Genomic DNA, 7,943 nt, shown 5'->3' with positions numbered 1-7,943 from the left:
GAAATACTTGTCCCTTTTTCGCCATAGAAAGATCCCCTCCAAGTGTCACTCGAACCTCCATGATACCATGAAGGTTTTTTTGAGTGTCTACTTAAAGGGGATAATATCAATATCGCGGTTTTTTTTTGTTTCTCTTTTGTTGTAAATAAAAACAAAAATAAACGTTTGGCAACGATCCGCCATTCTGGTATTATTCAAGAGCAAACGGAACAAAAATGCATCAAACAAAAAGGAACACTTTTGAATTTCTTTCGAATAAGGTATAAACGTTTTTTACCATATCAAGGAAAGCCGATTAGCGCCGTCTTGCGATAAACTGCTTATATTGAAAGTAAACGGTGCAGCCGATGCAATATCCGAGCAATGCCGCTCCGGCGGCGCAAAGGAGCATGATGGCGAAAATCCAGCCGACGACGGTTATGCCAAGCAGAAATGCGAGCGATGACAAGGTGAGGAACAGTACCGCCAGCGTGTTGTTGAAGCGCTGCAGTTCTTCCGCCTGCGTCGGGCGTCCTTGGATGCGAAGGAAAGGTTTGGCGATTCGCACGAATAGATTCCACTTGCCGCCGAGCAGCAAGCCAAGCAGTTGAACGGTCCACAAACCTGCAATGAGCCAGGGCTGCTGCCAGATGAGCGCGGCAACAACGATAAGCAGAATGCCGGTTTGATTCGCTTTGACATATGCCATCGGAACTTCTTTCATCATGTGTCACCTCATTGAATCGTATTAGATTTAACATAAATGTTCATACCTAAGTTGTCAAGTTGGATTAGTCGGTATTACGAAAATAACGGTAGCCAACTTTACCTAATTATGTTATATTATAAATCCATGGTGAGTACAAATGTTCGCAAGAGCGCCTTGGACAAGGTGGAAAATTATAATCAAAAAGTACTATGTCATGGAGTAAGTACTGTTATATAATAGTACGCGTTGAAAGAAAAATTTTTCAAAACTGTGGGGAGAAGATGAACAAACTGCCAAACGAACTGTTCACGGTGCTTCAGGAGAAGCACGGAGTGAACAAGGAAGACGTGATGTTCAGTGTCGTCTGCGACCGAAGCCCAAGCGGCGAATACCAGGATACTTACGTAATCCTGTGCCGGGATCAACTTCTGATTGCGGGTGACGACCAGCAGCAAGTCAACGAGAAGACATTCAAGGGCTTCGTTATGCCCAAGAAGTCGAAGCTGCTCCCGAGCCGTATCATGGTGGACAATCTGAAGGTTGAAACGTTGTCCATCGAGAGCATTGAATCCGTTTCCATTGTCAACCTTGTCGCATCCGGGATGTTGGTCGTCAAGGAGAAGGAGGAACGGATTATTGCTGCGTTTACCAACGGGCATATGGCGAGAGCGTCGAAGCTGGTATCGATTTTCAACAAGCTGAAGAAGAAGGAAGACATCGAAGAGCAAGAGCTCGAGGATCAGCAAGAGAATGGATCCTGCCCGAAATGCGGGATGATCTATCCCGAGGCAGGTCGAACGATCTGTCCGAAATGCATGAAGAAGCACGCGATTTTTACAAGGCTGCTAGGTACTGCAGGAAAGTACAAATGGTCGATATTTTTTATTGTATTATTTATGCTGCTTAACTCGGCCACGGGACTCGTCATTCCTTATTTGCAAGGTACGGTATTATTTGACCAAGCGTTAAACAACACCGGGCAATTCGCCGGTCAGATCGGAATCGTCATATTGCTGATTATCTTATTCCGCACGATTTCGCTTATTTTCGGTGTTATTTACGGCTTCATCAATGCTAAGCTTTCATCGAACGTTGCTTTTGACTTAAAAACGAGCGTTTTTACGGCGATGCAACGGCTGTCGTTGCAGTTTTTCCAGAAGAAACAAACCGGTCAGTTGATGACCCGCGTGAATAACGATGCGACGGAGCTGCAATTTTTCTTCTCCGACGGAATTTCCTTTTTTATTGTCAATGCGATGAATATTGTCGGAATTACGACCATATTGCTCATAATGGATTGGAAGCTTACCCTCATTTGCTTCCTGCCGCTGCCGCTGGTCATATTTATTGTACGCGTCGTATTTCCGAGACTGTGGCGGATGTCATGGAGAAGACACCGAAGAGTCAGCGCGCTGAATTCGATTATTAGCGACACGATGCGCGGAACACGCGTTGTCAAAGCCTTCGGCAAAGAAAAGAAAGAGATGGCAAGATTCCAAAAAGCTAACTTGGCCTTCTCCGATGTGGAGCAAAAATTCAATAAGATGGGCAGCACGGTATTCCCGATTTTGTCCATTCTGACACAAATCGGCGGAATCATCATTTGGGCATACGGCGGCTGGAAAGTCATCGAAGGGAATTTGACGTTCGGCGAAATCATGACCTTTGTCAGCTACATGTATATGTTATACGGTCCGATCCAGTTCATGAGCAACATCGTGAACTGGTGGTCCTATTGCATGTCGGCGGCGCAACGGATTTTCGAAATCCAGGACGCAATTCCCGATGTGGCGGAGAAGAAGGATGCCGTGGAGCTGGCGACGGTGAAAGGCCACATCGAGGTGAGCCACGTAACATTCGGGTATGAGCCGAACAAAGCCATTCTCAAGGATGTATCGCTCCAAGCGCTGCCGGGTCAGATGATCGGCGTCGTCGGGCACTCGGGGGCCGGAAAATCTACGCTAGTGAACTTGATTTCCCGACTGTACGATATCAACGAAGGAGAGATCCGGATCGACGGGATAAACGTCAAGGATTTGACGATGGCGTCCCTGCGGGCCAATATCGGGATCGTATCACAGGAAGTATATGTATTCATCGGAACGATCGCCGAGAATATCGCTTATGCGAATCCGGAATGTACGATGGACGATATTATCAACGCCGCGAAGATCGCCAACGCACACGATTTTATCGAGAAGCTGCCGGATGGCTACGATACGATCGTGGGCACCGGAGGACATAATCTGTCCGGCGGGGAGAAGCAGAGGTTATCGATCGCCCGGGCGATTTTGCACAATCCACGCATTTTGATATTAGATGAAGCAACGGCCTCGCTCGATACGGAGACGGAGCTGCAAATCCAGGAAGCGCTCGAATCGTTAATCAAGGGCAGAACGACGATTGCGATCGCACACCGCTTGTCGACGCTGCGGAATGCCGATTATTTGGTCGTCATGGATGCGGGTAAAGTCGTCGAAGCGGGTACGCATGACGAATTAATGGTCAAAGAAGGCGTCTACCATGGCTTGGTCAAAAAGCATGATGAGGCGTTGAAGATGAAAGAGGTGGTCTAAATGGAGAAGACCGAGGAGCTTTTGTGCAATCAGCAGGAACCGAAGAAAGCAACGGATCTGTCCGAAGCGGCCATGATTCGTTATCTCACGAAAGATAATGCTACTTTTACGAAGACGGCCGGCAATATGTTATCCGTCAAAACGGAAGGGGAAGAACATCCGGTCGTCTACTTGCACTGCTCGTTTCCGCATACGGATAAACGGATTTACGTATCCGTCCGAACGATCGAGAACAAGGAAGTAGGCATCATTCAATCGATCGACGATTTCCCTAAAGATGTAGCCGAGGTGCTGGAAGAACATATTCACATTCGATATTTTGCCCCGGAAATTACGAGAGTCGTCAAGATTAAAGAAGAGTTCGGCTACTCGTATTGGGAAACGGAAACGACGTCCGGCGTATGCCGGTTTACGGTGCGAAGCGGGGGAGGCAACGTGAAGCTCGCGGCCGAGAAACGGCTGTTGATCAACGACGTCGACGGGAATCGTTTCATCATTCCGAATCTGGACCGGTTAACCGACAAAGAATACCGCATGGTCGAAATGTGCATGTAATCTCGAAGTTCCTCGAACAACGAGGGGGAAGGGCATTATGAACTTAAATTTTGAACTTACGGACCAGGATTTAAGCGCAGCGCAGCAGGCCGTTGGAGAGAACATCCAATATTGCGTTCCTGCAGACGTATCGCTGCAAGGGCGGAGAGTGCCGGGTTACCTGGTGATCGGCGAGGACAAATGGGCCTACATCGAGCAAGGCGAAGCGAAGGAAACGTGCTTGATTGCGGATGCAAAAGATTATAAGGTCATTCCGTTAATCGGCAATGCCTTGCTGGAAGCGACCACCGAGAGCGGCGAGCGCATTATCGTTCGGATTTCGATGCAGCACGTGGCCAGGTACTCATACATCGCCCAAATCTTGAACTACTTGTCCGCCAAAGAGGTCGTACGTATTTATAACAACGAGGCCGAACGCGTTTGCGCCAAGTGTGGAGGACAACTCGTACACGGCACGCGGTTATGCCCGAAATGTATGAATAAAGCCGCAGCTTTCAAAAAATTATTCGACGTGTCAAAAGTCCATTGGAAAATATTGCTCAGCGGCGTCGTTCTATTGTTTGTCGGAACGAGTCTTTCATTAACCGGGCCGTTTTTTCAAAAACTGATGGTCAATTCGGCTCTGCAGCCGGCCGATGGGCAAAGCGCCGATGTCTCGATGTTCATTATCGCAATTCTTGGTTTGTTGGCAGGCCTTGTCGTCGGGGAAGTACTGGGCATTTTCAAAGGCAGGCTGATGGCCAGCGCCAGCTCGCGTATCGCCGCGGATTTGCGGAAGATGGTCTACGATAAAATCCAAGGGCTATCGCTCGGATTTATGACCTCGCAACGGGCGGGGGACATTATGAACCGGGTCAGCTCCGATACGGACCGGATTCGTATATTGATTCAAGAGTTATGCTCTACGGCAATTTTTCAATTCATTCTGCTTGTCTCGGTCAGCGTCTTACTATTCACTACGGATTGGAAGCTTGCTTTGCTCGTTATTTTGCCGGCACCGCTCGTTGCTTATATGCAGGTTTTCACCTGGAGAGTCGTCCTTAGAAAAATGTATCATAAGCAATGGCGGATTCTCGACCGCGCGAGTTCGTTCCTGCACGATGTGTTAAGCGGAATCCGCGTCGTGAAATCGTTCGGCAAGGAATCGCGCGAAATCGCCCGATTCCAGCAATATAACAGCAGCTTTGCGGCGGCTTCGATTCAGACGGAAAAAGTATCGAGCATCCTATGGCCGATCTCGAACTATTTGATCCAATTGGGACAATATCTCGTCTTGTTTGTCGGCTGCAGCATGATCGTCGGCAAAACGATGACCTTAGGCGATCTTATTCAGTTCACCGGTTACGCAACGATGGTGTATGGACCTTTGTCCTGGATGATGTATATGCCAAGACAGATTGCCAATGCGCTTATTTCAATCGACCGCGTGTTCTCGATTATTGACGAAGAGCCGGAAGTCATGGACACGAGCGTTTCCGTGAAGCATAAAATTCAAGGTGCGATTACGTTTGAAGATGTTACATTCGGTTACAAATCGTATGAACCCGTATTGAAAGGCATTAACATCGAAGTGAAGCAAGGGGAAATGATCGGCCTTGTAGGCCACTCGGGGTCGGGCAAATCAACGCTGATCAACCTTGTATCCCGATTTTACGATGTCAATGAAGGTGTTATCAAAATCGACGGCATCGATATCCGGACGATCATACAGGAGGATTTGCGATCGCAGATCGGAGTCGTACTGCAGGAGACGTTCTTGTTCAGCGGCACAATCATCGAGAACATTCGATACTCTAAGCCCGAGGCTACGATGGAGGAAGTCATACAAGCGGCGAAGGTGGCCAACTGTCATAACTTTATCATCAACTTGCCCGACGGCTACGATACGAAACTCGAGGAAAACGGCAACAACCTGTCCGGCGGGGAGCGGCAACGGCTGGCGATTGCAAGAGCGGTTCTGAATAACCCGCGCATTCTGATCCTCGATGAGGCGACGGCATCGCTCGATATCGATACCGAAACCGCGATTCAAGAAGCGCTGCAGCGGGTGACGAAGAACCGGACGACGATTGCGATTGCGCACCGTCTATCTACATTACGCAATGCGGATCGGTTGTTGGTTCTGGAAAAGGGTACCATCGCAGAAGTTGGAACGCACACCGAGCTTATGGCGAAGGAAGGCATCTATTATAATCTGATCATGGCCCAACGCAACATGGCGAAGCAGAAGTCGGAAGCTGCTCCGGCGCAGGAAGTTGTCGGCACGGCCACGTAATGAAACCGTAAACTACTGGACAAAGCGCCAGTAGTTTTTTTTTCGTAAGGTTGCTCTTCTATTGTCTGTACTTGAAAGAATCTATCAAGCTATTGAATCGTTGGGCAAATTTATTTACAATGGAGCAAGTTTATGAATTGGAAAATCGTACCGATCGATGCCGGTTCAAAACAAACGTCAACATAGAAAACAACGAGAGGATGTTAGAAGTGCAAAAAAGCTCACTCGTGATTTTGCTCATCACTGCGTTCTTGTTGCTCGGCACAGTTCCGGTTCATCACGCACAAGCTGCAGAAAAAATCAAGGTGATTGTGGATGGCCGGGAAGTAAATATGTCGAATGACCCGATTATGAGGAATGGTACGATATTACTGCCGTTTCGTTCATTATTTAACGCATTGGGGCTTTCGGTCAAGTATATCCCCGAGTACCAATCCATTGAAGCTCAAATCGGCAAGGACACGCTGTATATGATGGTTAAGGACAAAATGGCTTTTTTTAAGTCCGAAACGTACGTTATGAAACCGGGGCCTGAAGTGATCGGAGGCGTTACGTACGTACCGCTGCGTTTCATTGGAGACCGCGCGGGTTATGAGACTATCTGGGATGCGGCGACGGGGACGGTAACATTAACGAACAAACTAGAAAAGCAGCTTGCCTCAGTCAAGGAATATCATTACAAGCTGTCCGAGGTTGGAAGTACGCCGTACGATGCGAGTATAGCGGACCAAATCGGTCCCTTCGATTGGAGCAACAACTACGGATCTTCGCCGGAAATCGTTACATATCTTAATCCTGATCATTCACTAACGGTAGGTTGGCAGGATGAACAAAACGTATATATGTCGGAGTTTCAAGCTGACTTTACGCTTAATAAAACGCTATCCTTGAAGAAAACTTTAAAGGTTTTCGGCGGATTTACGAAGGATGATAGCGGCAATTATTATGTATTGTATACGCAAAACAATAAAGACGGAGACTTCAGCACGAACGTTCAGCTGATCAAATACGATTCGAACGGAACGCAGGTCGGCAAGTTCAATCTCAACTCCGATCGAAGAAGCAAGGGTGGCTTCGATGTCATGGAGCCAATCGCACATGCGAATTCCCGACTAGTTTATACAAATGGTAAGGTCGCGATCCTGATGGGCAAGAAGCAGCACAAAAACGAAAATGACGGATTGAACCATCAAAGCGGTATTTTGGTTGTCGTTGATTCCAACACAATGTCGCTCCTCAAGGATGAGTCGAGTACCCAAACCGCGAGTCATTCCTTTGATCAACGTCTGATCGCCGATGGCAATGATTTTGTATATTTGGACTTGGCGGATAATTACCCGCGCGGCTTTTATTTGACGAAGAACGGCACCGGCAAAGTTGTTTTTACATTCAAAACGATGCATAACAAAGAAGCGGCCAATCCCGCGGGCAAACAACTCGGCTCGGGAAAATGGTCGAATGACAACCGAACCTATTCGGAGCTCGGAGGAATCGCGGCATCCGATACCGGATATGTCGTGCTAGGTTCAAGCGAACGCTCATTCAGCAATGCGAAAGCAGGCGAAGGGCCGAATGAATCCCGCAATTTATTTATGGTGCATGTTGTGAAGGATTTTGACAAACAAACCTCTCAAGGGGATTGGAATGAGGTTTTCGAGAATATCGTCGATTCCGGCGGCGCGGCAGAGAGCAATGCTTTTTACGATTTTAACGGCGGAGAAAATAAACAGCGCCGGGTCGGTGGTCTTACCCCTGTCAAGTAGACATAAGAAAAAAGCTATGCTGCCAACGCGCACCGATATTCAATCGGTGCGCGTTGTTTCAGTTTGGCTTGAAACCTCTGGTAGTT

At 47.9% G+C, this 7,943-nt stretch carries 5 protein-coding genes; 4 read left to right on the top strand and 1 reads right to left on the bottom strand.

The window, feature by feature from the left end:
• Window positions 1-295: 295 nt before the first annotated feature.
• Window positions 296-706, bottom strand: coding sequence for a DUF4395 domain-containing protein (locus tag AC0LWM_RS32235; protein ID WP_474679144.1), 411 nt, complete (start codon window positions 704-706; stop codon window positions 296-298).
• A gap of 263 nt (window positions 707-969) precedes the next feature.
• Between AC0LWM_RS32235 and AC0LWM_RS32230 the strand changes: the two genes are divergently transcribed.
• The 4 genes from AC0LWM_RS32230 (at window position 970) to AC0LWM_RS32215 (ending at window position 7,857) form a co-directional block, all read left to right on the top strand.
• Entirely contained in the window at window positions 970-3,264 is a 2,295-nt protein-coding gene (locus tag AC0LWM_RS32230) for an ABC transporter ATP-binding protein (protein WP_474679143.1), read from the top strand.
• Complete coding sequence (locus AC0LWM_RS32225; RefSeq protein ID WP_474679142.1) at window positions 3,265-3,819, top strand: DUF1854 domain-containing protein; 555 nt, start codon at window positions 3,265-3,267, stop codon at window positions 3,817-3,819.
• Between the two features lie 37 nt (window positions 3,820-3,856).
• A complete protein-coding gene (locus AC0LWM_RS32220; protein ID WP_474679141.1) occupies window positions 3,857-6,094 on the top strand; it encodes an ABC transporter ATP-binding protein in 2,238 nt (745 codons plus the stop codon).
• 209 nt (window positions 6,095-6,303) lie between these two features.
• Complete coding sequence (locus AC0LWM_RS32215) at window positions 6,304-7,857, top strand: copper amine oxidase N-terminal domain-containing protein (protein ID WP_474679140.1); 1,554 nt, start codon at window positions 6,304-6,306, stop codon at window positions 7,855-7,857.
• Window positions 7,858-7,943: the final 86 nt, after the last annotated feature.

Source organism: Paenibacillus sp. sgz302148 (assembly GCF_056120465.1).
Note: the sequence above shows the minus strand (reverse complement) of the source record. Positions and strands in the feature narration are given on the sequence as shown.